We start from the raw sequence: 26,387 nt of genomic DNA on the forward strand, positions 1-26,387 counted from the left end.
TAAAGAGAAAGGCTACCTATATCAAGAGAGGTAGCCTTTCTAAGTCATAATAGCAATTTGTTATTACGAATTAATTCTCAATATTGGCTTCAATAAACCATAAGAATTTATCAAGATCACGCGATGCTGCGGTAAACATATCGGCGGTGTCTTCGTCTTCAACTTCATCAATGGCTTTACGGATATCATTTGCAACGATAGCATAACGATCAGCCAGTGCTTTTAAATGGTCTTGTACATCATGAATATCCAGAGGATAAGCTTTCAATGGGGTTTTCTTGCTGACAACTTGTGCGGTGCCTAATACAGTGCCACCTAATTGAACAATACGCTCTGCAAATTCATCGGTATGCTCATTTATGGTGTCACGGAAGCCGTCAACCATTTCATGAACAGAAATAAAGTTTCTACCACGCATATTCCAATGCGCTTGTTTTGTGATGAGAGATAGGTCGATAAACTGCGTCACCATTTGTTGCAGTAACTCGATAGCGTGCAGTTTTACGCTGTCATCGAGATTATTACGGGTATAAAGCAGAGTTGAAGGTGTGGATTTGACTAATTTAGCAGTACTCATAATCGTTCTCCCTAAATAATTAATAAATCAATATCTTAATTTCTGTAAATCATGATAGTGAATTATTAATGGTTAGTCTTATCGATTGATACTATTAAATTGATAGGTCATCTATTAAAAAAATCTAATCTATCGAAATAGTCTATTTAGGGTAAGACAATGAGCGCAAAATAGCAATGATAGGTCAGTAAAGTTATTATTTAATAAGTAAAAAGGATCATAAGATCCTTTTTAAATTAATATTTATTTCTTACTGAGTAAAATGAGTTAAATATCTATTTTACTTCCTCAATTTTGGTTTTACTTTTCATTGTTGTTGTTGAGCCAATAGAAGCTAAAACAATAAAGGCTAAGGCAACCCATTGTATTAACGTCAAATGTTCATGTAAGAAAATAATACCAATAAAGGCACCCATACAAGGCTCTAAGCTCATTAAAGTACCAAATGTTTTGGCAGGTAAGCGCGTAAGTGCGATCATTTCCAAGGTATAAGGAAATGCGGTTGATAAAATAGCAATCGCTAAGGCAATGGGTAAGATAGACCAGCTAAACATAATATCAGGGCTACTTTGTAATATACCGATAGGCACAAAAATAAAAGCGGCTACTAATGAACCAATTGATACGGTTGCCGCACCATAGCCTTTTCCAGCACGTTGTCCGAATACGATATATAATGCCCACCCCACACCTGCGCCTAAGGCATAAAGAATACCCAGTGGGTCAAGACCATGAATATTATCACCAATAGGCAGTAATAATCCTAAGCCGGCGATGACTAAAATTATCCATAAAAAGTCGATAGCTCTGCGCGATGAAAACATTGCAACGGCTAAAGGGCCTGTAAATTCAAGAGCTACAGCAATACCTAGCGGGATAGTTTCAAGTGCAAGGTAGAAAAGATAATTCATGGCACCTAAAGATAAGCCATATAAAAACAGTGGCATAATTGACTCACGATTAAATTTGAGTCGCCATGGTTTAAAGATAAAAAATAGGATTAAAGTCCCCAATAATAAGCGTAACGCTGTTACCGCAGGGGCACCAATAACTGGAAATAGGCTTTTAGCAAGGGATGCGCCACTTTGTATCGAAAGCATAGAAAGGAGCAAAAGAAGCACAGGGTAAAACACCTGTAATTTAGCTGAGTGTCTGGCTGACAACATCCTATAAAACCTCGTCAATAATCAATCGTATGTGTGCTCTGTTAGCGAGATAACAAATGATCGCATAATATAGAATAAATTTACGTGCTTTAATATAGTTATTTATTAATAAATATTTTTAGTTAAATTTAGTTGAATAAAATTAGCTAAAATATAAATTAATTAATATTTATTAAAATAAAAATTAGGATAATTTAAATATTAGATTTAATAATAATTAACAATATATGTACGATAAAAAGTGAAAAAATACTTTTTTTAACCTTTTTTATCAAAGTAGGCTTAAGTATAATTCAAAATTCGTTTTAACTAGCAAAATGAGAATAAAAAATGAATAAAATAAAATCTATCGCAGTGTATTGTGGCTCTAGTTTAGGCGCATCATCTATTTATAAAGAACAGGCCATTATTTTTGCCAAAGAGCTGGTTAAACGTAATATCACCTTAATTTATGGTGGTGCAAGTGTAGGAATTATGGGGACACTCGCCGATACAGTATTAGCTGAAGGCGGAAAGGTGATTGGCGTTATTCCTACGCTATTAGAAGGGCGTGAAATATCTCATAATAATCTGACTGAACTGCATATTGTTGAGACCATGCATCAGCGTAAAAGTAAAATGATAGAACTGGCTGAAGGTTTTGTCGCTTTACCGGGTGGTTTTGGTACATTAGAAGAGTTTAGTGAAGTCTTTACATGGAGCCAAATTGGTTTGCATCAAAAACCATTGGGCATACTTAATATCAATCAGTTTTATTCACCATTATTAATGATGATTGATAAAATGGCGGACGAACAATTCTTACATGAAAAGTACCGCAATATGGCAATTGTTGAACAATGTCCTATTCAATTATTAGATAAATTTGAAACATATATTGCACCTCCAGTTAAAACCTACAACAAATAAAGGTAAAAAATGATAATAATAAGAAAAGCAATTTTGTCTGATGTAGAAGAAATTAATGACCTTTACACCCATTTATTTAATGAAATGGCTAATTTACAACCCGATCGATTAAAGCCGGGTAAGCAAGACGAAGCTTTTATTATTAATGGAATAAAAAATAATAAATTTCATCTTTTGGTCGCAGATTTAGATGGCAAAGTAATTGGATTTAGCATTGCACAAATTCAAGAAACGCCTATGTTTAACTGTTTAGTTCAACGTAAATATGCCTATATTTACGATATTGTTACTGATCCTACAATACGTAACCAAGGTGTCGGCCGTTTATTGCTAACTGCAATGAAAGAGTGGGCGATATCAGAAAAAATGACACATCTTGAGTTATCTGTATTAGCTGAAAATGGCGCTGCAAAACGTTTTTACGAACGTGAAGGGTTAAAAGAAGTGAGCACAGTGATGGGGATTGCTTTATAACAGACTAAATTTATATTAATTCTCATAGGATTAAGCGCATTGATAAAAATAAACCCGCTTAACGCGGGTTTATTACTTATATTATTCAGCTAAATTGTGGGTTTCCCCGCAATGATCGTACACAATACCCTGACATTTTCAACATCTTCTGCCGATATTTCAAACAGGTTTCTATCTAATACTATAAAATCGGCAAATTTTCCGACTTCTAATGATCCAATTTGAGTATCCATATCCAAAGCTTCTGCCGCATTAATGGTGGCTGCACGTAAGACTTCCACTAATGTCAGATTACGATCGTTATCAAGACGTGGACATGTTGCATCTTTTTGGCGAGTCATCGCAACTTTAAAATCGTACCATTCATTAAGTGGATCAATCGGCCAGTCGCTACCAAAAGCTACGGTGACACCCGCATCAATAAATTTCCCTGCCGTTTCCAAATATTCACAGCGAGATTTACCAAGCATTTCAATATCTTTCTCAATATTGTTCTGATCTACAGCAGCCCATTGGAAAGAGAGAAAAGGGTAGGTTTTTAATTGTGTAAAACGAGCATAATCTTTTTCACACATCAATTCATTATGTGCAAGCCCCGGTCTAATGTCTTTTTCAGGTAACACTTTACGCATTTCACTGATAGCGTCTAGAGCCGTACTAATTGCACCTTCAGCAACGGTATGAATATGAGGATGATAACCCGCACAGGCAATTTCTGTGACTAACGGCGTTAAAATTTCAGGTGAGAAATAGAGATCGCCAATATGTTCAGAGTCTTGCCAGTGTGGCGTATCATCGGTGCCAACATTGATGCGATAAGGTGAGTGTAAACGGGCTGTCATAATCGGCGCTTGTAATACACCATCAAGAAAAAGTTTGATATGACGGATTGCAACACTGGGTTGAGCTCCTTCACTGCGCTGATGCCATTGTGAAAAACGAGTTGCAGCATGGCGTACAGCGTTTGGAATAGCATCAATAGATGGCACATCATCAGGCGTAATTTCAACGGCATTTTCAACTCGAAGAGTCAGTTCACCGGCTTTTCTTAATGTATTAAAGGCGCGTAATTGAGGCTCACCCACACGTGCATCCATAATAGTGGTTACACCTTGTTCATTTAATCGTTTTTGAACATGACGGGCGATTTGTAGGTTTTGTGCTTCAGTGAGTGGTGGCAAGCTATCAATAGCTTGCATTGCAGGTGCGTCTTCAAGAATACCTATTGGTGTTCTATCACCATCACGTTCAATGTTTCCATCAGGAGGATCAGGTGTTTCCGCAGTGATATTTAACAGCGCTAAAGCGCGTGAATTAGCCAATACGCTATGGCAATCACTAGAAAAGAGCAAAATAGGGCGAGCTGTATTTAAGGTATCAAGGTGATAACGTGTCATTTGCACGCCTTCAGGTTGCATACCTTCACGATACCATGCGGAGACTTTTAGCCATTCGGTATCACTATCAATAAAGTTTTCATCAAGGTATTTCTGAATACGCAATAAAATGTCATCGATAGAGAGTGATTGATAATCAAGATGGCAACCCGCTAATGTTGCACCTCCCCAGAATGGGTGCATATGTGCATCAATAATGCCCGGCATGACCATTCTTCCCTGTAAATCAATTTGTTCAGTATTTTCATTACAGTAAGAAAGTAAACCCTCTTTTTTACCAGAAGCAATAATTACACCTTGGCTGATCGCGATAGCATCAACAATATTGTTATTATGATCGGCGGTATAAATAAGTCCGTTGTAATAGAGAGTGTCTGCAATTTGAAATGTCATTCTTCTACCTTGTATTGCTTTTTTAGCACATAAAACGCGTGCTTAAATGATTATTCTGCTTATAGGGCATCCTGTTGCGTTTTGACGCGGGCGGTCATAGTAGAATTAAATCAGAGTGAATACTACAAGCTTGTCACATCGACTTAGCGAGAAATACGACTTAGAGGATGATTAAAATGCTAAGAAAATAGATTGCTGCCTCTATTTTGGGGAAGCGATAAGGTAAGTTTAAAGAAGTTAGACTTACCTTATCTAAGATAGAAAGCGGTTAGTTATCGGGTAAATCGGCAGAGCATACTTCGCAATGTGGATTTTTAGGTAATTTGAATTCACGAAATTGCATTCGCATTGCGTCAAACATTAATACTTTGCCATGCAAGTTTTCACCGTAGCCAGTGAGTAACTTTATTGCTTCAACAGCTTGTAATGTGCCAATAGTACCTACAACAGGTGCCATTATGCCCGCTTCAACACAACTTAAAGCGTTGTCGCCAAAAAGATGGCTCAGGCAACGATAGCAAGGCTCGTCATCTTGGTAAGTGAATACACTGATTTGACCTTCCATTCGAATAGCAGCACCAGATATTAGTGGTTTTTTTTGATGAAAGCAGAGGCGATTAAGTTGCTCACGTACTGCCACATTATCCGTACAGTCCATTACGATATTATGTTGGCTAATAAGTTTATCTAAAGCCTCATCTTCAAGTAATGCATCAACGGTTTCTATTGTGACATGAGGATTAATTGCTTCTAATGTTGCTTTTGCAGATAGTACTTTGGGTTGGCCAATCGTAGCGTCACGATGAAGAATTTGGCGCTGAAGATTAGAAAGGGAAACTGTATCAAAATCTAATAATGTGAGTTTTCCTACACCTGCGGCTGTAAGATATTGCGAAGCACTACATCCTAAACCACCTGCGCCAACAATCAATACAGAGGCACTTTTCAGTGCCTCTTGACCATCAAAATCAAAACCCCTTAATACAATCTGGCGATTGTAGCGCAGTGTTTCTTCATTGGTTAATTCGATACTCATAAAAACTATTCGCTTTTTAACAGGGAATTAAATAGCTCGATTGTGACGGTTTCACCTGCAGCCACTTTACCACGCTCACGTTCTAAGACGATAAAGCAGTTAGCGACACTAAAGGAGCTATAAACGTGTGAGCCTTGGTGACCTGAAGTGTCTACTTGCCACACACCTTCTGCATTAATACTTGCGATACCACGTTGAAAATCAAGACGACCCACTGATTTTTTCAATGGTGATTGTGTTATGGCTTGGAAACGTTGTGGTGCTTTCCAATGACTAAAACCTGATAACCGCGCAATCAAAGGCTGAACTAATTGATAGAATGTGACGGTTGCTGAGACAGGGTTACCCGGTAAACCGCAGAACCATGCATTGTGCAATCGACCAAATGCAAATGGTTTTCCTGGTTTAATGGCTAATTTCCAAAAACCAATCTCCCCAATTTCATCAAGAATTTGTTTGGTGTAATCTGCTTCACCTACAGAAACACCGCCACTGCTGATCACTAAATCTGCTTCTTGATCTGCTTTTTTAAAGGTTTCACGGAGTTTTTCAGGTGAGTCAGGAATAACGCCTAAATCTAAAACTTCACAACCTAATTTTTCAAGCATTAAGCGTACAGCAAAACGGTTAGTATCATATATTTGCCCCGTTTTTAATGGCTGACCGATAGTTTGTAATTCATCACCCGTAGAGAAAACAGCCACTTTTAAACGACGATAAACTTGTACCGTTGCCACACCTAAAGAGGCGATTAAAGGTAATTGCGCTGTTGAAAGTTTAGTGCCAGCAGATAATACAATATCGTTTTCTTTAATATCTTCACCAATACGGCGAATATTTTGGCCTTTCTTAGCAGGTTGTGGAAAATGAACACCATTTTCAGTGACTTCAGCTTCTTCTTGCATAATGACAGTATCAACGCCTGTAGGAACCATTGCTCCTGTCATAATGCGGACACATTGACCAGCAGGAAGTTCTCCCTCAAAAGGAATACCCGCAAACGATTTTCCCGCCACCGGAAGAGGAGTTTGGGTGTCTAAGTCAGCGTAACGAAGTCCGTAACCATCCATTGCAGAATTATCAAAAGGTGGAACATTGAGTGGAGATGTAATATCTGCACTTAGAATATAATCGGCTGCATTATTTAATGGGATGTTAAGGGTATCGGTAATTGCCAGCGGTTTTTCAAGTAGTTTTTCTAGCGCTTCATCAAGAGATAATAAACCGCTAACGTGACATTGACTCATCATATACTCCAAGATCTATCGAAATGTTCTGTTTTATTTCATGATACTAATCTATCACGATGGACATCATCATGTCAGAGATCATCTTGTGACTAGAAAGAAACGAAACGTATTATTACAAAAATGTTAACTGTCTGGGGTTAATATGTTGCATGTTCTGTTATTAATGAACAGCACATTTAAAATGTATAAAACGATAAAACAAAATAATGGATATCAATGAATACTTCAAATCACCAAAGTCATTCAGCGCAAGCTTTTCATATCGCGTTTAGTGGTTTTCTTGCTTTAGTCGTTGCAATGGGGATAGGGCGCTTTACCTTTACACCACAAGTGCCATTGATGATTGCAGAATATCAATTGACGCTAACAAGTGCTGGCATTGTCGCTGCATTTAATTATCTTGGTTATCTTGCTGGCTCCTATGATGCAATGAAAGCAGTTAAAGGAGTGGGGTATCGCTTGTGGGCGGGACTTTGGGGGGCGGTGATAATTACTCTGTTGTCCGCTTTTTTAAATGACGCATTTACACACAGTATTGCTCGTTTTTTTATCGGTTGGGCAAGTGGTTGGACGTTGGTGCTGGTGGCGTCATGGGCCAATGAGTTATTGGCTCGCCTTAATCGCCCTGCATTAAGCGTTGCTGTTTATGCGGGAACAGGGGCTGGTATATTTATTAGCGGAATGCTCGCTGTATTAATTATGAAATGGCAAATGAATGCGATGACTGGCTGGCTTATTTATGGTTCGCTTGCTTTTATTTGTGCAATATATGTGTGTTACCACCTTCCTAAACCTTGGGCGATGAGTCGAGAAGAGGTAAAAATTGCACCTTTAACACTGACACCAGCAATGAAAAAGTTGATTTTGGGTTATACCTTTGCGGGTTTTGGTTATATTTTACCGGCTACATTTCTTTCTCAAATGGCAGCAGAGCGCTTCCCAGGGAGCTTAATCGCACAATTTGTTTGGCCCATATTTGGTGCTTCTGCTGCATTATGTATCGGAATTGCCATTTTAACGCGTAATGTATTAAACACGCAGTTACGCTTAGCCATTACGCTCTGGTTACAAGCATTAGGTATTTTGATCGCAGAGTGGATACCGACAATAACAGGGCTTGCGATAGGTGCTTTTTTAATTGGTGGCGGTTTGATGTGTGCGGTACAACTTGCTTTTTTACGAGGTAGAGAGTTAGCACCTGCTCATGGGCGTTATATGGCGGGTTTACTCACGACTTTTTATGCTATTGGACAATTGGTTGGTCCTATTGTTTCTTCGCTTTCAACGGCATTAACCGGGAAATTAGAACCTGCGCTTTATGTTGCCTTTATTGTGTTGATAATCGGTGGTTTTCTGGTGTGTTTAAAAGAGAAAAAAAAGGCTTAATCTAAAAATAGTTCATACAAAAATGCAATAATTTCATAACGAAAAATGCGGTATCGCTGGATAATGTGATTCATGTCATCTAAAGTGTAGGCTGTTGTCGCTGACAGCGAAACAGATACTTCATTAATGTGTTTATCGGAGAGTCCAATGTCATCATTAAGTAAAGAGGCGCAATGGGTGCACGCTGCGTTAGTTGAACGCGGTTTGGAAACGCCTCTTCGTGAATCAAAGCTATCTCCAAGTGAGAGTAAACAGCAAATTGAACATCATATGACAGAAGTGATGAAGCTGTTAAATCTGGATTTAACTGACGATAGTTTAGCTGAAACGCCTCGTCGTATTGCTAAAATGTATGTTGATGAAATTTTCTCAGGACTGGATTATCACAACTTCCCAAAAATCACACTAATTGAAAATAAAATGCAAGTTGATGAAATGGTGACAGTACGAGATATCACATTAACCAGTACTTGCGAACATCACTTTGTTACCATTGATGGCAAGGCGATTGTGGCTTATATTCCAAAAGATAAAGTGATTGGTTTATCAAAAATTAATCGTATTGTGCAATTTTTTGCTCAACGTCCTCAAGTTCAAGAACGTTTAACCCAGCAAATTCTTATCGCATTACAAACGTTACTAGGCACAAAAAATGTGGCTGTTTCTATTGATGCGGTTCATTACTGTGTTAAAGCTCGTGGTATTCGTGATGCAACGAGTGCAACCACGACAACCTCGTTAGGTGGGTTATTTAAATCGAGTCAAAATACGCGTCAGGAATTTTTACGCGCTGTTCGTCACCTTTGAGATTTCAAATAAATGAATGAATCGTCTCATCAACGTATCGAAGCACTTGATGCGTTGAGAGGAATGGCGATCCTTGGCATTTTATTGCTCAATATTTCAGGTTTTGCCTTATTAAGAGTGGCTTCATTTAACCCGTTACATTCGGGGGAAGCCTCTTTTGGTGATCGTATAACATGGATGGCATTAAACCTTTTTGCCCAAGGCAAGTTCCTCTTTATTTTTGCGTTATTATTTGGTGGTACGCTTTACTTGCTACTACGCAAAGGAACACGTTTTAATTTATCGCGGTTAGTTGTGTTAGCGTTGATTGGTGTTATTCACACACTATTTCTTTGGGAAGGTGATATCTTATTTCCATATAGTGTGTGTGGTTTATTTGTTTTTGTCTTTATCAAATCAATAACGACAAAGAACCAATTTATATTGGGAGCGATACTCTATTTTTGTGGTGCACTTATTTTAGGTGTGTTGTTTTATTATTATCGTGATTTTATTGATACCGTTTGGTACAGCACGCCATATTCCCAAATGGTTGAATCCGATTGGAAAACAGGGCCTTATTTAAATAGTATTTATTATCGTTTGAATGAATTAAGTATTTTTGTTTTTAATTTGGTACGTCAATATAGTTGGTTTTTATTTGGCGCAATGTTGATGGGTGCTGCGCTAATGGCATCAGGCTGGTTACAGCAGAAATTTAGCCGTACACACTATGGTTATGTGGCACTTTGTTTTCTCTCAATCAGTTTAAGCTTACAAACGATTATTGTGCTGGTAGATTATTTTTTTGATTGGGATTATCTCTGGGCTGCGGTTTGGGCACAGCCTTTGACGATGTTGATCCAAGTTATACAAAGCTTGGGATATATTGCGTTATTTTATTGGAGTTGGAATACAATTAGTCACTCTTATTTTGCCTATGCTTTACGTTGCGTAGGAAAAATGGCGCTGACGACCTATTTAATGCAAAGTCTTATCGGCATTATCCTATTTCAGCGGATGGGATTATTTAACCAATTTACCTTACCTGAACTGATGCCTTTTGTTGTGGTTATTTGGGCAATCAATATTGCTTTTGCCGTAATTTGGCTACGCTATTTTCCACAAGGCCCAATAGAGTGGATTTGGCGTAAATCAGCCTCAAAATTAGCGCAATTCTTTTAGGTTTTTTCGTGATTGTTGTCACTTAGAGGAAGTGATTCAACTTCCTCTGGTGAAACTGCGGGATATCCTTTAATGCCATCAGGAATAGATTGTATCGCGGGAATTGTTTCTGGCGGCCCTAAAAAGCGTGGCTCTCGATTTAGAATATATACATCAATTATTGCACCTACTCTGGCAAATACCTCACGTATGCGTACTTTAAACATACTTTTAGGGGATGCAACTGCGAAACATTGCGCATCAATTCCTTTTTCTAATGCGATAAAAACAGCTCGTTCACAGTGAAAACGTTGCGTAATAATAGTAAAGCCATCAGTCCCAAAAACTTCTTTTGTCCGCACAACAGAATCAAGCGTTCTGAATCCTGCAAAATCCATTACGATACGAGAAGCCGGAATACCCGCTTTAATGAGATCTTTACGCATTGTATTAGGCTCATTATAGCTATGCTTTGCATTATCCCCGCTTAATAATAAATACTGGATTTTACCACTGTTATAGGCATTAACAGCACCTTGGATGCGATATTGATAAAATTGGTTAATGTAACCACTGGTGTAATATTTTGATGTACCTAACACCATGCCCACTTTTTTAGCGGGTAATCTATCAATATCTTCAAAAATATAAGGGTTTGTTTTCCACCCGATCCAGCGATCGCAGGCAATCAAGGTGACTGCAAGTAGAATAAAAAGTGTGAGAAAAAGATAAATGAGGCGTTTTAGCATGTCCTTGCCTTAATGACGCAAATAACAAATGACTTTCATAATGGTTAAGGCTACTTGAGCAGAGATAGGGAAGCAAGAAAAAAGCGCCTCATATTAAGTAATGATGCGCTTTTCAGAATGGTACTTAGTGTTTAAAACGATTTAGAATGACGTTCTTTTGTAAATACGGTATTCAGGCTGCCAATAGTTGCGTTCAATTGCTTCTTCTAAGGCTGAATCTGAGGTGACAGTAGCAACACCTTGTACTTGTGCTTCTTTTGCAACTTGTTTTGCAATATAACGCGAAACTTGTTGAATATCAGCCAGTAAAGGTAATAGTGAGCCGTCACCCTCTTTTGCCATTGGTGAGCAATCAGCTAATGCACGACTTGCAACCATTAACATGGCATCAGTCACACGTTTAGCACCACAGGCAATAACACCTAACCCAATGCCTGGGAAGATATAAGAGTTATTACATTGTGCAATTGGATACTCTTTATCTTTGTATTTTACAGGTGCAAATGGGCTGCCAGTTGCAACTAAAGCTTGGCCATCTGTCCAATTGATAATATCTTCAGGGCGGGCTTCAACACGTGAAGTTGGGTTAGATAATGGCATCACAATAGGGCGTTCACAGTGTTTGTGCATTTCACGAATAATTTCTTCAGTGAATAACCCTGCTTGTCCTGAAACACCAATTAAGATTGTTGGTTTTGCATTCTTAACTACTTCTAACAGCGAAATCGCATCGCTTTCTGTTTTCCAATCAGCAATGGCTTCACTTTTTTGGATAAGCTTGCTTTGGAAATCAAGTAAATTTGGTAGTTTATCAGTTAATAAGCCAAAACGGTCAACCATGAATATACGCTCACGCGCTTGCTCATCGCTTAAGCCTTCAGATTTCATTTGGGCAATGATTTGCTCAGCAATACCACAACCCGCAGAGCCTGCACCTAAGAAAGTGACTGTTTGGTCTTTTAATTGGCGCCCCGCAGCACGGCTAGCCGCGATAAGACTACCTAAAGTAACAGACGCAGTACCTTGAATATCATCGTTAAAGCAACATAATTCATCACGATAACGGTTTAGTAAAGGCATCGCATTTTTTTGCGCGAAGTCTTCAAATTGCAGCAAAACATTTGGCCAGCGACGTTTAACAGCTTGAATAAATTCATCAACGAACTCGTTATATTCATCACCAGTAATACGAGGATGGCGCCATCCCATATATAGTGGATCGTTTAAACGTTGTGGATTGTTAGTACCAACATCAAGTACAACAGGCAATGTGTACGCTGGGCTGATACCCCCACACGCGGTATATAAAGAGAGTTTACCGATAGGAATACCCATACCACCGATGCCTTGGTCACCTAGACCAAGAATACGTTCGCCATCAGTGACAACAATCACTTTTACGTTTTGTTTAGTGGCGTTTTGTAGCATATCGTCGATATTGGCGCGGTTAGGATAAGAGATAAACAATCCGCGAGCACGACGATAAATATCAGAGAAATGTTCGCAAGCTTCACCCACTGTTGGTGTGTAAATGATTGGCATCATTTCAGTAAGGTGAGATTCCAATAAACGGTAAAACAGCGTTTCATTGGTGTCTTGGATATTTCTTAGGTAAATATGTTTGTCGTTATCGTTTTTGAAATCAAGATATTGGCGATAAGCGCGTTCAACCTGCTCTTCAATAGTTTCAACTGCTTCAGGCAGTAAACCATGTAAGTTAAAGGTGCTGCGTTCTTCTTCGCTGAAAGCACTACCTTTATTTAACAGGGGAAATTCAAGCAGGATTGGGCCTGCATACGGGATGTAGAGAGGGCGTTTACTTTCGTGTTCCAGTTCCATGAAAAATACTCTTGTAAGGCAGTTAGTCACATGACAATTGTAGATCCTACAAAATAATAAAAATATGTACAGCTTATGTTATTTTTTTATGATTTTTATGCTTAGAAATGAGAGATAGATACAGTTGTTACAACTTTTTCTGGTAAGCATCAGCAAAATTTACATGCTGATGCTTTTTTAGGAGAGATTTTTAGAGGAATAAGTTAAAACTTTTTACAAAGTGATGCGTTGCATCTGGTGGCAACCTAAAGCCGTTAATGTGGCTTGAGTTGCATCCCATTGTGTTAAAATTGTTTCTGCTTTTTCAATTAGGACAGCAGATTCAATTTCCATCACACTCTCACCTGCCATATTTAATAAAATTAATGCGGCTTGTAATGGCGGTAAGCTTGGGTTAAATGCAGCATTTTCTGCGTAGCTACCTTGGAAAATTTTGCCATTTTTCATTTGAACAGCAATACCACTGTGAGACTCACTATAAGGTGCATGGCTACGATTGGCAGCTTGTAGCGCCTGTTGTGCTAATTCACTAGGGTTATCAATTTTGTAACCGTGATTAACCTTATCCATTAATAAAGAGGTGATATTGAGATCCTTCGGGCCAAAGCTATCAGGTAAATAATCCCCTAATGTCGCTACTTTTCTACCAGGTAATTGGATCTGAATATGGGTGCCGCTGTTGAGTTCGTTCATAAACTGGCGACAATGACCACAAGGTGTATAGTTTACAGTGATTGAAATTAAGCGAGATTCACCACGTAGCCATGCATGAGTTACCGCACTTTGTTCAGCATGGACTGTTTGTTGTAATGGTGCGCCAGCAAATTCCATATTGGCACCGAAGTAAAGATTACCACTTTCACCACGAGCAACCGCACCTACTTTGAAGTTAGAGATAGGTGCAACAGCACAAGCCGCAGCAACAGGCAAAAGTGCAAGGGCTAAGGCATCATCATTACATTGTAACTGTGTTTTTATGGCGTTGACCTGTTCTGCCGTGAACATTGCAGGGAATGCACCCTGCTCAAGATAAGGAGCAAGTGCGTGTTGTAACTGCGGAGATAAATCTGACCAAATTGCCTGAAAACGAGTATGCATACATGAGTCTCCCATTAATCTTTCTGTATTATAAGATTCTAGGCATCTTTCCCCATTCTTATATGTGATGAAAATCATATTTTCAATGAAACAATTGCAACAAATTCATTAATTGAGAGATGTGTCTCAAATTTATAGTAAAAATCCCCGAAATAAATTTAATTAAATCGGGGAGTTAAGAATGGAGAGTAAGAAAGAGATCAACTATAAAGATGCAAAATAATAGGGAATATAAATGGAGCAAGTAAAGAGGTAATAATCCCACAGGTCATTAATGCTAATGAACTATAAGCACCTTCGATATAATCCACTTCTGCAGCTCTTGCTGTTCCCACTGCATGCGAAACGGTTCCCATAGCTAAACCTCGAGAGGCGTGAGTCGGAATTCGCAATATCTTGAATAGAGTGTGACCAAAAATGGCACCTAAAATACCTACTGCAATAACACATGCAGCACTGATTGCAGGAATACCACCTATGGAGTCTGCGACTGCCATCGCGATAGGTGTTGTGACGGATTTAGGTAAGATTGATGCTGCGATTTCAGGTGTTGCACCAGCCCATAAGGCAATTGCAGTACCACTAGCCATAGCAGCAACACTACCAATAAAGCAAATACTAATTAATGATTTCCACTGTGCGCGAATTTGGTGTAATTGCTGATAAAGTGGGATAGCTAAAGCGACAACAGCAGGTTGTAGTAAGTCATTTAAAATACGACTACCTGCAAAATAATTTTCATAAGGTATTTTAGTTATTAATAAAATAGGAATAATCACCACAATAGCAATTAAAAGCGGATTTAAAATAGGCAATTTAAATCGGGCTGCAAGCTTACGAGCTAAGTAAAAAATAAAAATACTTAAAGGTAGTGACCACCAAATATTCATCAATATGGCTAACATTTTTTCTTCTCGCTTAACGCGTTATCGTCGTCTTTCTCTTTTGTTTCAACAATATCTTCAACTTGGTCTGGTTTTGAACCCACGATAATGCGTTCACGATGAACGTAGTGTGAGCAATATGCAACGAGCGCCATAACACCAAAGGTACTCACGACGCAGGCTAAAACGATGGGAAAAAGTTGCTGACTTAACAAATCATAATAGTTCATTACACCAACACCGATAGGGATAAAGAGTAATGACATGTTTTTTAATAGGATATTGGCACCGGGTTTAACCCAACGTAAAGGGATAAGCTGGAAAGCAAGTAGACCAAAAAGGATCAGTAAGCCAACAATACTGCCTGGAACCGCGAAGGGTAGAAGGGCTGAAATAAGATTACCAGCAAAGAGACAAAGATAAAGTACCAAAAAAGATCGTAGATAATGCCAAAGTGTAATCTGCAATCGTGCCCGTTTAGATTTCATAAGTAAGTGTCCCAAATCAACTAACAGAATTATCATACACCGATTTTGAAAGTGTGCTATGGATCACAATAAAAAAAGAGCGGGGCTCTAATAGAACCCCGCCATTTATTTACTTGGCAAATGAATTTTGGTTGTTATTTCACTTGTTGGCCCGGTTTTGCACCAGTATCTGGGCTGAGTAAGAAGATATCTTTATCACCCGGGCCGGCAGCCATTACCATGCCTTCTGAAATACCAAAACGCATTTTACGAGGTGCTAAGTTTGCCACCATTACTGTTAAGCGACCTTCTAACACTTTAGGATCTGGGTATGCTGTACGAATACCGGAAAATACTTGGCGAGTTTCTCCACCTAAGTCCAAAATTAATTTCAACAGTTTGTCTGAGCCTTCAACAAAATCTGCTTGTTTAATTTCAGCGATACGCATATCAATTTTTGCAAAATCATCAAACTTGATGGTTTCTTGGATCGGTGAATCAGCTAATGGACCAGAGACTTCTTTTACGGGTGCAATGGTACTTTTAGATGCTTCAACCATTGCATTGGCTTTATCCATTTCAATACGGTTAAACAGCGCTTTGAATTTAGTGATTTCTTGGCCTAACAGCGGTTGTGCAAGTGCATCCCATGTTAATTGAGTTTGCAAAAATGCTTCTGAACGTTCTGTTAGTGAAGGTAAGACTGGTTTCAGATACGTCATCAACACGCGGAACAAGTTAATTCCCATGGTGCAGATTGCTTGTAACTGAGCGTCTTGACCTTCTTGTTTTGCCACTACCCAAGGTGCTTTTTCGTCAATATAACGGTTAGCTTCATCAGCTAATGCCATAATTTCACGGATGGCTTTACTAAATTCACGATTTTCGAATGATTGTGCAATGTTTTCTTGCATATCAACAAAGTGCTGATAAAGCTTAGCATCATCTAAAGAATCTGCTAATTTGCCATCAAAACGCTTGCTGATAAAACCAGCGGTACGTGATGCTAGGTTAACGACTTTATTTACGATGTCGCTATTTACGCGCTGAACAAAGTCTTCTAAGTTTAGGTCAATATCGTCAATGCGTGATGAAAGTTTTGCTGCGTAATAATAACGTAGGCAATCAGCATCAAAATGATCAAGATAGGCGCGAGCGGTAATAAATGTGCCACGAGACTTAGACATCTTGGCGCCATTTACAGTGACATAACCATGAACAAATAGGTTTGTTGGCTTGCGATATTCACTGCCTTCTAACATAGCTGGCCAGAATAAGCTGTGGAAATAGACGATATCTTTGCCAATAAAGTGATAAAGGTCAGCTTTGCTGTCTTTATTCCAAAACTCATCAAAATTTAAATCACCGCGTTTTTCACATAAGTTTAAGAATGAACTCATGTAGCCAATCGGTGCATCTAGCCATACATAGAAATATTTACCCGGTGCATCTGGAATTTCGAAACCGAAATAAGGCGCATCACGAGTGATATCCCATTGTTGTAAACCACTGTCGAACCATTCTTGCATTTTATTCGCAACTTGTTCTTGCAGTGCGCCTGAACGGATCCATGCTTGTAGCATGTTGCTGAATGCAGGTAAGTCAAAGAAGTAGTGTTCTGTTTCGCGCATTACAGGTGTTGATCCTGAAACGACAGAACGTGGATTAATTAATTCTGTAGGGCTGTATGTTGAGCCACATACTTCACAGTTATCACCGTATTGGTCTTGTGCTTTACATTTAGGGCACGTGCCTTTTACAAAACGGTCAGGAAGAAACATGCCTTTTTCTTCATCATACAGCTGAGAAATTGTTTTGCTTTTGATGTGACCATTTTTCTTCAGTGCTAGATAAATTTTCGTCGATAATTCACGACTTTCTTCACTGTGTGTAGAGTGATAATTATCATAGCTGATATTGAAGCCAGCAAAATCCTGCTGATGCTCTTTGCTCATTTCTTCAATCATGGCTTCAGGGGTTATACCCAATTGTTGAGCTTTCAACATAATTGGAGTGCCGTGGGCATCGTCAGCGCAGATGAAATGAACTTCTTTGCCGCGCATTCGTTGATAACGGACCCAGATATCTGCCTGAATGTGCTCAAGGATATGACCGAGATGAATTGAACCGTTAGCATAAGGTAACGCGCAGGTTACCAATAATTTATTCGCGACGTGAGACATAGTAAGGATCTTACTTCCATAAAATTAATAAAAGGGACTTTGATGGTAACCGATCCGTCATGATGTCGCTAGGGCAATAATGGAGTTTTTGCAAGAGAAATTTCAGTTGGCAAATTGAGGTAAGGCATTATCGTAGTCATCTACTATCTGATATGATAGATACACTCATATAGTAAATAAATAATGAAAACGAGAGGAGCCGGGATGAGTGATAAATCCCCCGAGCAGACCACCCCTGAGATTCTGAACGAAAAAGTTTCAGGTGTCTTGTCTACTTTTGAACACCCGACATTGAAACGTAATCTGCTTTCTCTAAAAGCATTACATCAATGTGCGATGATTGACGATGTTCTTCATATCGAATTAGTGATGCCATTTGTTTGGAAAAAACCTTTCCAAGCGCTAATCGAAGAAAAGACAGCTGAACTTCGTGACATCACAGGCGCAAAAGCGATTGAATGGAAACTCAAGCATAATATTTCAACCTTACGTCGTGCAAATGATCTGCCTGGCGTTAATGGCGTGCGTAATATTCTTGCTGTGAGCTCTGGTAAAGGTGGTGTAGGTAAATCAAGTACAGCCGTTAACCTTGCATTAGCTCTTGCACAAGAAGGTGCTAAAGTGGGTATTCTTGATGCGGATATTTATGGGCCGTCTATTCCTAATATGTTAGGTACCACAATGGAGCGTCCAACGTCTCCTGATGGACAACATATGGCGCCAATTATGGCTTATGGATTAGCGTCTAACTCTATCGGTTATTTAGTGACTGATGATAATGCGATGGTATGGCGTGGTCCTATGGCGAGCAAGGCGTTAATGCAAATGCTCCAAGATACGTTGTGGCCTGACTTAGATTATCTCGTTATCGATATGCCACCAGGAACAGGTGATATTCAATTAACCTTATCCCAAAATATCCCTGTAACCGCAGCGGTTGTGGTCACAACACCACAAGATATTGCGCTGGTGGATGCAATGAAAGGGATTGTCATGTTTAAGAAAGTCAATGTACCTGTATTAGGTATCATTGAAAACATGAGTGCGCATATTTGTAGTAACTGTGGTCACCTTGAGCCTATCTTTGGTACCGGTGGCGCGGCGAAATTGGCAGAGAAATATCATTGCCAATTATTAGGTCAAGTTCCTCTTCATATCTCTTTACGTGAAGACTTAGACCGTGGACAGCCAACAGTGATGCGTGATCCAGAAGGTGAATTTGCTGATATTTATCGCGAAATAGCGTCAACCGTTTCTGCTCAAATGTATTGGGATGGTGATGCAATTCCAACGGAAATTTCTTTCCGCGCAGTGTAATCACAGTAGAATAATGCCTGAAATTATTTGCTGATTTAAATGGAGAGTCATTTGGCTTTCCATTTTTTACATGTGATTTCCGGCTGTTTTTGATAAAAAACAAATAGATTTCTGGTTTTACGCTGGAACCAGAGTGATTTCAAAACTATAATCTGCGCTAGCGTAATATTTACATATTATTACGTTATCCCTCTTTTTATTTCAAACCAGGTTTTTGATTATGGCTGACACAGCACATCAGTGCACAATTGTAGGTATCGCTGGAGCTTCTGCTTCGGGTAAAAGTCTTATTGCAAGTACGCTTTACCGTGAATTAAGAGCACAAGTAGGTGATCATAATATCGGTGTGATACCAGAAGATTGTTATTATCGTGACCAAAGTGATTTAACGATGGAAGAACGATATAAGGTCAATTATGACCACCCAAATTCGATGGATCACTCACTTTTATACCAACATTTGTGTGAATTAAAAGCAGGAAAAGCCATCGAACTCCCCCAATATGATTACGTCGCTCACACACGCAAAGCAGAATCCATTCCTTTTAGACCAAAAAAAGTTATCATCATTGAAGGCATTTTGTTATTAACAGACAAACGCCTACGTGAAGAGATGGATTTTTCTATTTTTGTTGATACACCATTAGATATCTGTTTAATGCGTAGAATTAAACGTGATGTAAATGAACGTGGGCGTAGCTTAGACTCAGTCATTGAACAATATAATAAAACTGTTCGTCCGATGTTTTTCCAGTTTATTGAACCTTCTAAACAATATGCCGATATTATTGTGCCAAGAGGGGGTAAAAACCGCGTTGCGATTGATATTCTGAAAGCAAAAATAGGGCAGTTCTGCGAATAATAGGTTCATTTATGGGCAGCTTTCATGCATGATGAAACTGCCTAATTAACTTGAAGAAGGAAATAAAATGCGATTATGCGACCGTGATATTATTCAGTGGCTGGATGAAGGTAAATTAGTCATTGAGCCTCGCCCGCCTGTCGAGCGAATTAACGGCGCAACAGCAGATGTTCGCTTAGGAAACCAGTTTCGTGTTTTCCAAGGACATACTGCCGCTTATATTGATCTGAGTGGCCCAAAAGCTGAAGTGAATGCTGCATTAGAACGTGTGATGAGTGATGAAATTGTTTTACCTGAAGGTGAAGCGTTTTACTTACATCCTGGTGAATTAGCATTAGCTGTGACACTTGAGTCAGTCACATTACCTGATAATGTGGTGGGATGGTTAGATGGACGCTCATCATTAGCACGCTTAGGTTTGATGGTGCACGTTACTGCACATCGTATTGATCCTGGTTGGCATGGACAAATCGTATTAGAATTCTTTAATTCAGGTAAACTGCCTCTTGCATTAAGACCGGGCATGGTGATTGGCGCATTAAGCTTTGAACCTATGTCAGGCCCTGCGGATAGACCTTATAATCGTCGTCAAGATGCTAAGTATAAAAATCAACAAGGTGCGGTAGGTAGTCGAATTAGTGAAGATTAACTATCTTTATAATCATCATTATCAGATTTCACTAAACGGGTAATTATATGAAAAGGTTTTTGACAACACTGGCTATTTTGCTTGTGGTTATTTTGGCAGGCTTAACAGCATTAGTTTTACTCATTAACCCTAATGATTTCCGTGGATATCTTGTTGAAAGAGTTGAAAAACAAAGCGGTTATAAACTCACATTACAAGATGATATGCGTTGGCATGTTTGGCCAAAACTGAGCATTATTAGTGGTAAAATGTCATTGACAGCACCTGGTGCTGAAATGCCTTTAATTACTGCGGATAATATGCGTTTGGATGTTGAGTTATTACCGCTTCTTTCTCATCAACTTGAAGTAAAAGAAGTCATGCTTAAAGGTGCCGTAGTACGTCAAACACCTGAAAGTAAGGCTATTCCAAAAATAGTTTCTCCTTCTACACCTAAAGATGTTTCTCACCCTGTGATTGAAACAAGAGCGAATAATTGGCAGTTAAATATTGCCAAAGTTAAAATTTCAGACAGCTTAATTATTTGGCAAATGAAAGATGGCGAGCAGCTTAATTTGCGTGATATTAATTTATCGCTGAAAACAGATGATAAAAAACAAATTAATCTAGAGATGAGTACGAAAGTAAATCGTGATCGTCGTGAGATAACGCTAAATGTTGCTGCTAATGCTGATATGAACAGCTACCCTTACCAAATCAATGGTACGATCACGCAGTTAGATTATGCATTATCCGGAGTTGAAATCCCTGAAAATGGTATAATAGGAAGTTTAACCTCGGATTTTATGATCCAAAATGAGGGTGTGAGAAAAATTTCATTTGATAACCTAAATCTCACTGCTAATGATAGTCAATTACAAGGCAGTGTTAGTGCAGAGTTTGCGAATAAAACACGTTATCAGGTTGATTTAAAAGGTGAACAATTAAATTTAAATACGTTGTTACCAGAGTTAGCAGTGGCTAAAACAACTGAAACAGCATTATTGGTTCCTAAAGATAATAAAATACCATCATCATTTTCATTATTTAATACTGCGCATGCGGCTCCAGCACCAAATGCCACGATTATGGCCAAGCCGGTTATTACTTCAGTGACTATTGAAAATAAAGAATATGATTTAACCCATTGGGGCGATATTGAATTTACGCTGAAATTAGCACTAAATAAGCTCCTTTATAAAGATTTAGAGATTAATAATTTTAAACTTGATGCGCTAAATAACCCTAATTCGCTAAATATTCAAACTTTAACAGGAAAAATTCTTCAGGGTGATTTTTCACTTCCTACCGTGATTTCTACAAGTATTGTGCCAGCACATATTAGTATGGATATCACAATGAATAATATTCCGTTACAACCTCTATTGCATGCGTTCAATCAGCCTGAAAATTTCAGTGGATTAATTTCAGCCAAAGGAAATGTTGAAGGTGCGGGATATAACCGAAAAGCCTTTTATCATTACTGGCAGGGCACACTGAATACCTCATTAACTCAATTTAAGATGCAGGGCTTAAATGTCCCACAGGTGATCCAGCAATCTATTGCTCAAGCGACAGATAAAGTGATTTATCCTGAAGATATCGAAAGTTACACTCAAGCAGATAATGTCATTGCCCAATTTAAATTAACACCCAAAGGACAATTGGCGGTTAATTCCCTTGATGCTCAAGCTGATGCTTATCAAATTAAAGGGCAGGGTAAAGTTAACCTTCAACGTCATGATCTTGATGTAACATTATTGGTTAATATTAAAAAAGGGTGGGGTAAAGAAAATGAATTTATCCGCCAACTGGCTAAAATTGATATTCCATTAAGACTTTATGGGGATTGGAATGCGGTGCAATATGAGCTCAATGTTGAAAAATTATTGCGCGATCAATTACAGCAAAAAGCGAAACAAGCTATCGATAATTGGCTGAATAAGCAAGATGCTGAAAGCCCAGAAGTAAAAGCACTTAATCAGCTATTGAAGAAAATTTAATTTCACGACTTTTAACTTCATCACACTCTTAATAAAAGCACACAATTTTGATAATTGTGTGCTTTTTGCTTTATATCTATCATTTAATTTACGTTTTGAATGAAAAATAAGCATTCGTGCTATATCTATACAAAAAAATAGTCGTTTTTTTTGATATATGTCATACACTGCAACGTTGCCTTTGGGCAGAGTGTGTCAATCACACTAAACGCAAAAATGATGATAAAAATAAAAAACTTCATTTTATAAATGATTACTTTAGACAGGATAAATAAATGATTGAAATTCTTATCGGCGCCTTAGTTGCTGTAGGCGTTGGACGCTATATTGTAAAAGGCTATTCACCAACCGGCGTTTTAATGACTGGTGGTCTGTTATTACTGATCATCAGCGTTATTATGGGAAGGGCTGTTTTACCTGCAAGTGCAACTGCGACAGGCTACGGCTTAATCGATATTGTTGAGTATGTGAAAAATCTACTAATGAGCCGTGGTGGCGATTTAGGTATGATGATCATGATACTTTGTGGTTTTGCTTCTTATATGACACACATTGGTGCTAATGATGTTGTTGTTAAATTAGCATCACGTCCTCTGAAAATGATCAACTCACCTTATCTGCTGATGGTTGCGGCTTATATTGTTGCGTGCCTAATGTCACTGGCCGTTTCATCAGCAACAGGTTTAGGGGTGTTGTTAATGGCAACACTGTTCCCTGTTATGGTGAATATGGGAATTAGTCGCGGTGCGGCAGCTGCAATTTGTGCGTCTCCAGCCTCTATCATTTTAGCGCCAACATCGGGCGATGTTATTTTAGCTGCTGAAGCATCTCAAATGCCACTGATTGATTTTGCATTTAAAACCACATTACCTATCTCTATTGCTGCAATTATTGGTATGTGTATTGCACACTTCTTCTGGCAACGTTACCTTGACCGCAAAGAGCACATTGAAACTGAAATGTTAGACGTGAATGAAATCAAAACTCACGCACCAAGTTTCTATGCTATTTTACCTTTTACGCCAATCATTGGTGTTTTAGTTTTTGATGGTAAATGGTTACCAGAGCTTCATATCGTTGCCATTATTATCATCTGTATGATTTTAGCAGCTATTATCGAATTTATTCGTAGCTTCAGTGCAAAACAAGTTTTTGAAGGTTTAGAAGTTGCTTACCGCGGCATGGCAGATGCATTTGCTCAAGTTGTTATGTTATTAGTTGCTGCGGGAGTATTTGCTCAAGGCTTAACAACTGTTGGTTTTATTAATGCCTTAATTGAAGGAGCTCAGTCATTAGGCTCAGGTGCCATTGTGATGATGATTGCACTGGTATTAATTACGATGTTAGCTGCAATGACAACGGGTTCTGGGAATGCACCATTCTATGCTTTTGTTGAATTAATTCCTCGTTTAGCAAGCAATATGGGTGTTAACCCAGCTTATTTAACTATTCCTATGTTACAAGCTTCAAACTTAGGCCGTACATTATCGCCTGTTTCTGGTGTTGTGGTTGCAGTATCCGGTATGGCAAAAATTTCACCGTTTGAAGTGATGAAACGTGTTTCTGTACCAGTATTAGTAGGGTTGATTATTGTTATTGTTGCGACTGAAATTCTAGTACCAAGTACATTAGGTTAATTATTAACCAATTGAATTAATAGAAAATTATTGTTTTAAATTTTATTGACGGGCTTTGTCATTAAACAAAGCCCGTTTTTTTATTTGTTTAAGAAAAGTCGTATAAAAAATAATTAGTTAAACTGAATAAAAGCATCTGCGACTTTTTTAGGGCCTTCATAAATTTCAATTTTTTCTAATTTTTCTAATAAATGATGGGGGGCATGTTCAACTAAAAACTGCATATTTCCCTCACTTATCCAATGTTCAGGCTCTTGTTTTGTGTGAGTGATTTCAATGGCAAGACTCCAGCTATTTGGTTCATAAGGTAGTTGAGTGGTTGGATAATAAAAACCAGCTAAAGGCGGTGGAGATTGTCTTCCTCCTTCAACCGAGGTTAACCAGACGATTTTAACGCAGACATTGGTATGCATATGACTTTCCAGTAGATACTATCTTCAGATAAAAAATATCCGCCTTTAAGGCGGATATTTTGCTATTTGACAGGGATTACGCTTCGTCAACGTTTTCTTCGTCTTCAGGTGTAGGTTCCACAATTCGAACTTTATTAATTCGATGGTTGTTCACTTCTAATGGCTCAAATTCAATACCATCAATAAGGATCTTCTCACCAACAGTTGGAACACGTTGTAAATGCTCCATTAATAAGCCTGCTAAAGTTTCATACTCACGTTTTTCATCCAATTTTATTGGAATATAAAGTACTAAGTCTTCAAGTGGTGTAAAGCCATTAACAGTCCATGAACCGTCTTCATTTTGAACCAAATCGTGGCGTGAATCGTTTTCTTCAGAACTGACTGGCAAGTTACCTGCTATGGTTTCCATTACGTCAGTTAACGTGACGATACCCTCAACTGAACCAAATTCATCTACAACAAAAGCGAAGTGAGTATGAGCACTTCGGAATTGTTCTAATGCTTGTAATAAGGATAAACCTTCAGGGAAGATCAGTGGCTGTGTTACTAACAATCGTAAGTTTAACGGCTCATTACGTAATTGTTGATTCAACAGCTGAATAACATTCACAACTCCAACGGGTTCATCACTGTGTTGTTCATCAGTAATCACTAGGCGAGAGTGAGGATCTTTTTCCAATAATTGGCGGATATCATCTTGCGTTGAATTTAAGTCTACATATTCAACATCATGGCGAGAAGTCATGATACTGTTGACATTACGTTGACTTAAACCAAGCACACGCACAATCATTTGACGTTCTTGAGGATCAAATACCTCTTCAGCATTAGAGACTAAATCGGATGTGTGATGATCTAATTCGGATGATTCAGGCTTACCATTAATAATACGTAACACGGCTTCAGCTGTTCGTTCACGTAAAGAACGAGAGGCTGATAAGAAACGGCGACGATTAAATTGTGCTAGCTGATTAAAGACTTCTATCATGATAGAGAAGCCGATCGCTGCATATAGGTAACCTTTTGGAATGGCGTAGCCAAAGCCTTCGGCAACTAATGCAAAACCAATCATCAGTAAGAAACTTAAACACAAAATCACAATGGTTGGGTGGTTATTAACGAAGTTCGTTAAAGGCTTACTTGCCAGGATCATTAAGAACATTGCGATAGTAACAGCCGCAATCATAACACCTAAATGATCAACCATACCCACAGCAGTTATTACTGAGTCAAGCGAGAATACCGCATCCAGCACGATAATTTGGGCAACAACAGACCAAAAGCTGGTTGTTTTACGTTGTTTTCCCTCATTGTGGTCTTTACCTTCTAGCCGTTCATTAAGCTCCATAGTGGCTTTGAACAGCAAGAATATCCCTCCGAGAAGCATAATTAAATCTCTTGCACTGAAAGGATGATCAAACAGTGTAATAAGAGGTTTTGTCAGAGTGATAAGCCAAGAGAGACTAAATAACAACACAACACGCATTATTAAGGCACATAATAGCCCTGTTATACGCGCTTTATCTCTTAGTTTTGCTGGGAGTTTATCTGCCAGAATAGCAATAAAAACAAGGTTATCAATACCAAGTACGATTTCGAGAACAATTAGGGTGGAAAGTCCTACCCAGATCGTCGGATCCAAGATCCATTCCATACAGTTTGTTTTACCTTCTATAAAGACGGCATATGCCGACTTGGGAATAATGAGCAATTTGGAGGAATTTTTCAATAATTTATTATCAATAGAAGGGTAATAATTTCATTTT

The 26,387-nt window shown here is 38.6% G+C and carries 23 protein-coding genes; 10 read left to right on the forward strand and 13 right to left on the reverse strand.

What is annotated here, in order from left to right; all coding sequences use genetic code 11:
- Positions 1 to 70: 70 nt before the first annotated feature.
- Positions 71 to 577, reverse strand: coding sequence for a DNA starvation/stationary phase protection protein Dps (dps, locus tag ABN080_RS00325; protein ID WP_072070537.1), 507 nt, complete (start codon positions 575 to 577; stop codon positions 71 to 73).
- A gap of 275 nt (positions 578 to 852) precedes the next feature.
- Positions 853 to 1,743, reverse strand: a complete 891-nt coding sequence (rhtA, locus tag ABN080_RS00330) for a threonine/homoserine exporter RhtA (protein ID WP_072070536.1) — start codon at positions 1,741 to 1,743, stop codon at positions 853 to 855.
- Between the two features lie 330 nt (positions 1,744 to 2,073).
- Between rhtA and ABN080_RS00335 the strand changes: the two genes are divergently transcribed.
- Positions 2,074 to 2,652, forward strand: coding sequence for an LOG family protein (locus ABN080_RS00335; protein WP_072070535.1), 579 nt, complete (start codon positions 2,074 to 2,076; stop codon positions 2,650 to 2,652).
- A 9-nt stretch (positions 2,653 to 2,661) separates the two neighbouring features.
- Positions 2,662 to 3,126: a GNAT family N-acetyltransferase gene (locus tag ABN080_RS00340; RefSeq protein ID WP_072070534.1), complete on the forward strand. Its 465-nt coding sequence runs from the start codon at positions 2,662 to 2,664 to the stop codon at positions 3,124 to 3,126.
- 89 nt (positions 3,127 to 3,215) lie between these two features.
- Here ABN080_RS00340 and ABN080_RS00345 read toward each other — a convergent pair whose 3' ends face one another.
- The 3 genes from ABN080_RS00345 to moeA all read right to left on the reverse strand — a co-directional run bounded on the left by ABN080_RS00345 (position 3,216) and on the right by moeA (position 7,199).
- Entirely contained in the window at positions 3,216 to 4,916 is a 1,701-nt protein-coding gene (locus tag ABN080_RS00345) for an amidohydrolase (protein WP_349440082.1), read from the reverse strand.
- A gap of 268 nt (positions 4,917 to 5,184) precedes the next feature.
- Entirely contained in the window at positions 5,185 to 5,952 is a 768-nt protein-coding gene (gene moeB / locus ABN080_RS00350; RefSeq protein WP_196553378.1) for a molybdopterin-synthase adenylyltransferase MoeB, read from the reverse strand.
- A 5-nt stretch (positions 5,953 to 5,957) separates the two neighbouring features.
- Positions 5,958 to 7,199 carry a molybdopterin molybdotransferase MoeA gene (gene moeA, locus ABN080_RS00355; RefSeq protein ID WP_349440083.1) on the reverse strand — a complete coding sequence of 414 codons (1,242 nt, stop codon included), beginning with the start codon at positions 7,197 to 7,199 and terminating at the stop codon, positions 5,958 to 5,960.
- Between the two features lie 219 nt (positions 7,200 to 7,418).
- On the opposite strand from moeA, the gene ABN080_RS00360 reads away from it, so the two are divergent.
- The 3 genes from ABN080_RS00360 (at position 7,419) to yeiB (ending at position 10,559) form a co-directional block, all read left to right on the forward strand.
- The gene (locus ABN080_RS00360) at positions 7,419 to 8,588 is read left to right on the forward strand and encodes a YbfB/YjiJ family MFS transporter (protein WP_349440085.1); all 1,170 of its coding nucleotides are present in this window, start codon (positions 7,419 to 7,421) and stop codon (positions 8,586 to 8,588) included.
- Positions 8,589 to 8,735: 147 nt separating this feature from the next.
- Positions 8,736 to 9,395 (forward strand): GTP cyclohydrolase I FolE, encoded by a 660-nt coding sequence (gene folE / locus ABN080_RS00365; protein WP_072070529.1) that lies wholly within the window; start codon positions 8,736 to 8,738, stop codon positions 9,393 to 9,395.
- Positions 9,396 to 9,407: 12 nt separating this feature from the next.
- Positions 9,408 to 10,559 carry a DUF418 domain-containing protein YeiB gene (gene yeiB / locus ABN080_RS00370; RefSeq protein ID WP_197269396.1) on the forward strand — a complete coding sequence of 384 codons (1,152 nt, stop codon included), beginning with the start codon at positions 9,408 to 9,410 and terminating at the stop codon, positions 10,557 to 10,559.
- Here the strand turns inward: yeiB and sanA are convergent.
- The 6 genes from sanA to metG all read right to left on the reverse strand — a co-directional run bounded on the left by sanA (position 10,556) and on the right by metG (position 17,758).
- Entirely contained in the window at positions 10,556 to 11,287 is a 732-nt protein-coding gene (sanA, locus tag ABN080_RS00375) for an outer membrane permeability protein SanA (protein WP_349440086.1), read from the reverse strand. The two genes, yeiB and sanA, sit on opposite strands and share 4 nt — an antisense overlap.
- Positions 11,288 to 11,428: 141 nt before the next feature.
- Complete coding sequence (locus ABN080_RS00380) at positions 11,429 to 13,126, reverse strand: NAD-dependent malic enzyme (protein ID WP_072070526.1); 1,698 nt, start codon at positions 13,124 to 13,126, stop codon at positions 11,429 to 11,431.
- Positions 13,127 to 13,339: 213 nt separating this feature from the next.
- Positions 13,340 to 14,224 carry a cytidine deaminase gene (cdd, locus tag ABN080_RS00385; RefSeq protein WP_349440087.1) on the reverse strand — a complete coding sequence of 295 codons (885 nt, stop codon included), beginning with the start codon at positions 14,222 to 14,224 and terminating at the stop codon, positions 13,340 to 13,342.
- 200 nt (positions 14,225 to 14,424) lie between these two features.
- Positions 14,425 to 15,120: a CidB/LrgB family autolysis modulator gene (locus ABN080_RS00390; RefSeq protein ID WP_072070598.1), complete on the reverse strand. Its 696-nt coding sequence runs from the start codon at positions 15,118 to 15,120 to the stop codon at positions 14,425 to 14,427.
- Positions 15,121 to 15,122: 2 nt separating this feature from the next.
- Positions 15,123 to 15,596: a CidA/LrgA family protein gene (locus ABN080_RS00395; RefSeq protein WP_349440088.1), complete on the reverse strand. Its 474-nt coding sequence runs from the start codon at positions 15,594 to 15,596 to the stop codon at positions 15,123 to 15,125.
- 134 nt (positions 15,597 to 15,730) lie between these two features.
- Entirely contained in the window at positions 15,731 to 17,758 is a 2,028-nt protein-coding gene (metG, locus tag ABN080_RS00400) for a methionine--tRNA ligase (protein ID WP_349440089.1), read from the reverse strand.
- Between the two features lie 204 nt (positions 17,759 to 17,962).
- Between metG and apbC the strand changes: the two genes are divergently transcribed.
- The 5 genes from apbC (at position 17,963) to dcuC (ending at position 24,205) form a co-directional block, all read left to right on the forward strand.
- Positions 17,963 to 19,075, forward strand: coding sequence for an iron-sulfur cluster carrier protein ApbC (gene apbC, locus ABN080_RS00405; protein WP_115350896.1), 1,113 nt, complete (start codon positions 17,963 to 17,965; stop codon positions 19,073 to 19,075).
- Between the two features lie 220 nt (positions 19,076 to 19,295).
- On the forward strand, positions 19,296 to 19,937 hold the full coding sequence (gene udk, locus ABN080_RS00410) for a uridine kinase (protein ID WP_072070521.1): 642 nt from the start codon (positions 19,296 to 19,298) through the stop codon (positions 19,935 to 19,937).
- A gap of 67 nt (positions 19,938 to 20,004) precedes the next feature.
- Positions 20,005 to 20,586, forward strand: coding sequence for a dCTP deaminase (dcd, locus tag ABN080_RS00415; protein WP_072070520.1), 582 nt, complete (start codon positions 20,005 to 20,007; stop codon positions 20,584 to 20,586).
- Between the two features lie 47 nt (positions 20,587 to 20,633).
- Positions 20,634 to 22,568, forward strand: coding sequence for an outer membrane assembly protein AsmA (gene asmA / locus ABN080_RS00420; protein ID WP_349440090.1), 1,935 nt, complete (start codon positions 20,634 to 20,636; stop codon positions 22,566 to 22,568).
- Between the two features lie 275 nt (positions 22,569 to 22,843).
- Positions 22,844 to 24,205, forward strand: coding sequence for an anaerobic C4-dicarboxylate transporter DcuC (dcuC, locus tag ABN080_RS00425; RefSeq protein ID WP_072070517.1), 1,362 nt, complete (start codon positions 22,844 to 22,846; stop codon positions 24,203 to 24,205).
- Between the two features lie 113 nt (positions 24,206 to 24,318).
- Here the strand turns inward: dcuC and ABN080_RS00430 are convergent, their stop codons facing one another.
- Positions 24,319 to 24,618 (reverse strand): hypothetical protein, encoded by a 300-nt coding sequence (locus ABN080_RS00430; RefSeq protein WP_196553370.1) that lies wholly within the window; start codon positions 24,616 to 24,618, stop codon positions 24,319 to 24,321.
- Positions 24,619 to 24,694: 76 nt separating this feature from the next.
- Positions 24,695 to 26,275, reverse strand: a complete 1,581-nt coding sequence (locus ABN080_RS00435; protein WP_072069722.1) for a TerC family protein — start codon at positions 26,273 to 26,275, stop codon at positions 24,695 to 24,697.
- Positions 26,276 to 26,387 lie beyond the last annotated feature (112 nt).

The organism is Proteus sp. fly-1089, assembly GCF_040138965.1.
GTDB lineage: Bacteria > Pseudomonadota > Gammaproteobacteria > Enterobacterales > Enterobacteriaceae > Proteus > Proteus vulgaris_B.

Excerpts from the sequence above, each read along its gene's own strand:
- apbC (WP_115350896.1), top strand. The coding sequence starts at position 17,963 with ATGAGTGATAAATCCCCCGAGCAGACCACCCCTGAGATTCTGAACGAA.
- ABN080_RS00360 (WP_349440085.1), top strand. The coding sequence starts at position 7,419 with ATGAATACTTCAAATCACCAAAGTCATTCAGCGCAAGCTTTTCATATC.
- ABN080_RS00345 (WP_349440082.1), bottom strand. The coding sequence starts at position 4,916 with ATGACATTTCAAATTGCAGACACTCTCTATTACAACGGACTTATTTAT.
- rhtA (WP_072070536.1), bottom strand. The coding sequence starts at position 1,743 with ATGTTGTCAGCCAGACACTCAGCTAAATTACAGGTGTTTTACCCTGTG.
- ABN080_RS00395 (WP_349440088.1), bottom strand. The coding sequence starts at position 15,596 with ATGAAATCTAAACGGGCACGATTGCAGATTACACTTTGGCATTATCTA.
- moeB (WP_196553378.1), bottom strand. The coding sequence starts at position 5,952 with ATGAGTATCGAATTAACCAATGAAGAAACACTGCGCTACAATCGCCAG.
- dcd (WP_072070520.1), top strand. The coding sequence starts at position 20,005 with ATGCGATTATGCGACCGTGATATTATTCAGTGGCTGGATGAAGGTAAA.
- sanA (WP_349440086.1), bottom strand. The coding sequence starts at position 11,287 with ATGCTAAAACGCCTCATTTATCTTTTTCTCACACTTTTTATTCTACTT.
- asmA (WP_349440090.1), top strand. The coding sequence starts at position 20,634 with ATGAAAAGGTTTTTGACAACACTGGCTATTTTGCTTGTGGTTATTTTG.
- ABN080_RS00430 (WP_196553370.1), bottom strand. The coding sequence starts at position 24,618 with ATGCATACCAATGTCTGCGTTAAAATCGTCTGGTTAACCTCGGTTGAA.
- dcuC (WP_072070517.1), top strand. The coding sequence starts at position 22,844 with ATGATTGAAATTCTTATCGGCGCCTTAGTTGCTGTAGGCGTTGGACGC.
- dps (WP_072070537.1), bottom strand. The coding sequence starts at position 577 with ATGAGTACTGCTAAATTAGTCAAATCCACACCTTCAACTCTGCTTTAT.
- udk (WP_072070521.1), top strand. The coding sequence starts at position 19,296 with ATGGCTGACACAGCACATCAGTGCACAATTGTAGGTATCGCTGGAGCT.
- cdd (WP_349440087.1), bottom strand. The coding sequence starts at position 14,224 with ATGCATACTCGTTTTCAGGCAATTTGGTCAGATTTATCTCCGCAGTTA.
- ABN080_RS00335 (WP_072070535.1), top strand. The coding sequence starts at position 2,074 with ATGAATAAAATAAAATCTATCGCAGTGTATTGTGGCTCTAGTTTAGGC.
- yeiB (WP_197269396.1), top strand. The coding sequence starts at position 9,408 with ATGAATGAATCGTCTCATCAACGTATCGAAGCACTTGATGCGTTGAGA.
- moeA (WP_349440083.1), bottom strand. The coding sequence starts at position 7,199 with ATGAGTCAATGTCACGTTAGCGGTTTATTATCTCTTGATGAAGCGCTA.
- metG (WP_349440089.1), bottom strand. The coding sequence starts at position 17,758 with ATGTCTCACGTCGCGAATAAATTATTGGTAACCTGCGCGTTACCTTAT.
- folE (WP_072070529.1), top strand. The coding sequence starts at position 8,736 with ATGTCATCATTAAGTAAAGAGGCGCAATGGGTGCACGCTGCGTTAGTT.
- ABN080_RS00435 (WP_072069722.1), bottom strand. The coding sequence starts at position 26,275 with ATGGAATGGATCTTGGATCCGACGATCTGGGTAGGACTTTCCACCCTA.
- ABN080_RS00380 (WP_072070526.1), bottom strand. The coding sequence starts at position 13,126 with ATGGAACTGGAACACGAAAGTAAACGCCCTCTCTACATCCCGTATGCA.
- ABN080_RS00340 (WP_072070534.1), top strand. The coding sequence starts at position 2,662 with ATGATAATAATAAGAAAAGCAATTTTGTCTGATGTAGAAGAAATTAAT.